Annotated in this window: 4 protein-coding genes; 1 reads left to right on the top strand and 3 read right to left on the bottom strand. The window is 69.4% G+C overall.

Annotated features, from left to right (window positions below):
• From VF794_RS23300 to VF794_RS23290, 3 genes are all read right to left on the bottom strand, one after another.
• A partial coding sequence (locus VF794_RS23300; RefSeq protein WP_331113959.1) for a sigma-54 dependent transcriptional regulator occupies positions 1-804 on the bottom strand: 804 nt, incomplete at its 3' end.
• A gap of 17 nt (positions 805-821) precedes the next feature.
• On the bottom strand, positions 822-1,679 hold the full coding sequence (locus VF794_RS23295; RefSeq protein ID WP_331113957.1) for a family 1 encapsulin nanocompartment shell protein: 858 nt from the start codon (positions 1,677-1,679) through the stop codon (positions 822-824).
• Positions 1,680-1,705: 26 nt separating this feature from the next.
• The gene (locus VF794_RS23290) at positions 1,706-2,191 is read right to left on the bottom strand and encodes a ferritin (protein ID WP_331113955.1); all 486 of its coding nucleotides are present in this window, start codon (positions 2,189-2,191) and stop codon (positions 1,706-1,708) included.
• Between the two features lie 204 nt (positions 2,192-2,395).
• On the opposite strand from VF794_RS23290, the gene VF794_RS23285 reads away from it, so the two are divergent.
• Positions 2,396-2,767 (top strand): lipid II flippase MurJ (locus VF794_RS23285; RefSeq protein ID WP_414640944.1); only part of this gene is annotated, 372 nt, incomplete at its 3' end.

Here is a 2,767-nt window from a genome sequence, read left to right as displayed (position 1 = left end):
GCGCGTCGTCTTGATGCCGCCCACGCGCTCGAACTCGCCCTCCTGCAGCGCGCGCAGCAGCTTCACCTGCATCTCGACGGGGATTTCTCCAATCTCGTCGAGGAAGAGGGTGCCACCGTCGGCCAGCTCGAAGCGACCGGGCTTGGAGGTGACGGCGCCGGTGAAGGCCCCGCGCTCGTAGCCGAAGAGCTCGGATTCGAGGAGGTTGTGGGGAATGGCGGCGCAGTTGATCTTGATGAACGGCTTGTCGCGGCGGCTGGAGGCGCCGTGCAGGGCGGATGCGATGAGCTCCTTACCGGTGCCGCTCTCGCCGGTGATGAGGACGGTGGAGGGGGTGTCCGCCACCTTGTCGATGATCTTGAAGACGTCCTGGAGCTGGGTGGACTCGCCGATGATGGCGGCGCGGGCCTTGGCGTCGGCGCGCACCGAGCGCTGGGCGACGTCGTGCGCCTTGGCGGCCTTGGCGATGACGGCCGACAGCTCCGACTGATCGAAGGGCTTGGTGACGTAGTCGAAGGCGCCGGCCTTGATGGCCTCGACGGCCGAGTCCACCGTGCCGTGGGCGGTGATGATGATGACGGGGACGTCGGGGTTGGCGGCGTTGACGGAGCGCAGCACCTCCATGCCGCCGGCCTTGGGCATGACGAGGTCCGTCACCACGATGTCCGCGCCATTCTTGTTGAACTCGGCGAGCCCCTGCTCTCCATCCGAGGCGACCGTGACGTCGAAGCCGTCACGGCGCAGCATGGCGGCGAGCACCTTGCGCAGGTTCGCCTCGTCGTCGATGACCAGTACTTTCGCCATGGGGGGCGGGCGCGCGGCTAGCCGCGACCCGGGTTGCTCTCGAGGGTGCAGATGGAGTCGGGGTGCTTGATGCGCAGGATGAGGGACTCGAGCACGCGGAAGGGGTGGTTCATCCGCGAGGCGCCCAGGTAGGCGGCGACCATGTCCATGGCCACCGCGAGGTCCATGTTCTCGCGGCCGGTGGAGACGATCACGCCCGAGTCACCGCGCAGCCGGTTGGACTGGAAGACGCCGTCGGAGGCGAGCTGGCGGATGGTTTCGATCTCCAGCACGCCCGTCTTCTCGAAGATGCGGTGCAGCATGGAGAAGAGGCGGGGCGAGAGGATGACGGCGTAGGGGCCGTAGTGGCCGGACTCGTTGAGCTTGCGGGTGGCCTCGACGATGGAGAGGTAGCCGGCGCCCGGCGCGGTCCAGTCCCCGAGCGGCGCGGTGAGGCGGCCCGCGGCGTTCATCAGCCCCTCGTGGCCCAGCTTGGGGTCCCCGTAGAAGATGAGCTCGTCTTCCTGCTGGGCGCAGAGGGCGGCGGCGCCAGCGGCGGCCGACACGTCCAGGGGCATGTTGTGCAGGCGCGCGGCCTCGATGTCGCGCCAGTGCAGCAGGAAGTCCTTGTAGATGATGGGGATCGTCTTGAACTTGCGCGCGTCGGTGAAGACGGAGGCCGTCTCCTGTTCGCCGACGATGTCCACCGCGCCCGGGCTGACGCCGGTGTACTCGTCATGGGGCACCGTCTGCACCCCGGCGCCCAGCGGGCCGTAGATGTCCAGGATGCGACGGCCCACCAGCGAGCGGCGGGCGACCTGGATCACCGTCTCGTTGAGGCGGGCCCACTCGTCCTCGCGCAGCGGGTTCTCGGCATGTCCAAGGAAGTCAGGCATGGGAAAGCTCCAATTGAGGTACGGACTCAGCGGCTGCGCCGCAGCGAGCCGACGGTCAGGGGTTGGACGCCCGGGCTGGGCGGGGGAGCAGGCACGCCGTAGAGGACGCGCTGGGGTTGGACGAGCCCGGGAGGCGGCTCGCTAGGACCGCCACGCCCACCGCGGGGCGGGGAGGCGGCAGCGGCGGGTGGCTCGGAAGGCGCCGCGGGCTTCGGCGCGGCGGGGGGGGCGGCGGGCTTCGCCCCGGCGATGGCGCCCTGGAAGTGGCCCGTGGTGACGGGGTTCCCAAAGTGGGCCTCCTGTCCGGCGTCCAGCAGGCGGAGCATGTGGACGGCCTCGGCGACGTGCTCCTTCTCCTCGGCGGCGAGGTGCAGGAAGAAGTCGCGAAGCTCCGGGCTGCTGGCGGCGCGGGCGAAGGCCTCGTACTCGTTGATGGTCTCCAGTTCGCGCGCCAGCACGCGGCGGACGAGCGCGACATCGCTTGAGAGGTCGTTATCTGGAGAACCAGCCATGGGAGCGCTGACCATCGCGGCCTCAGGGTTAACCGTCAAGGGAAACCATGGGGAGCGGCATTCGCGCTTCAAGCGGGTGAACGCTCCGCATAGAGTGCCGGCCGCTTGACTGTTCCCCCTCCACGTTCCGGACTTCCGCCCACTCCCGAAATCCGCCCGGTGTCGCCCGGTGCTCCCGCCCGAGGTGGGCGCGGGAGTGGGGCGCTGTTCGTGGCGGCGGGCATTCTCGCCTCGCGGTTGATGGGGCTGGTGCGCGAGCGGGTCTTCGCGCACTACCTGGGCAACGGCGTGCTGGCCGCGGTGTTCAAGGCGGCGCTGCGCATCCCCAACTTCCTGCAGAACCTCTTTGGCGAGGGCGTGCTGTCCGGCTCCTTCATCCCGGTCTACGCCCAGCTGCTGGGGCAGAAGAACCAGGAGGAGGCGGATCGGCTGGCGGGGGCCATCTTCGGGTTGATGGCGTTGGCCACCAGCGTCTTCGTGGCGGCGGGCATGGTCGCCACGCCCCTGTTCGTGGACGCCATTGCCCCTGGCTTCGAGGGCGAGTCCCGGGCGTTGGCCATCCAACTGGTGCGCATC

This window comes from Archangium sp., assembly GCF_036389735.1.
Taxonomy (GTDB): domain Bacteria; phylum Myxococcota; class Myxococcia; order Myxococcales; family Myxococcaceae; genus Archangium.
This window is presented reverse-complemented; position numbering and strand designations above follow the sequence as displayed.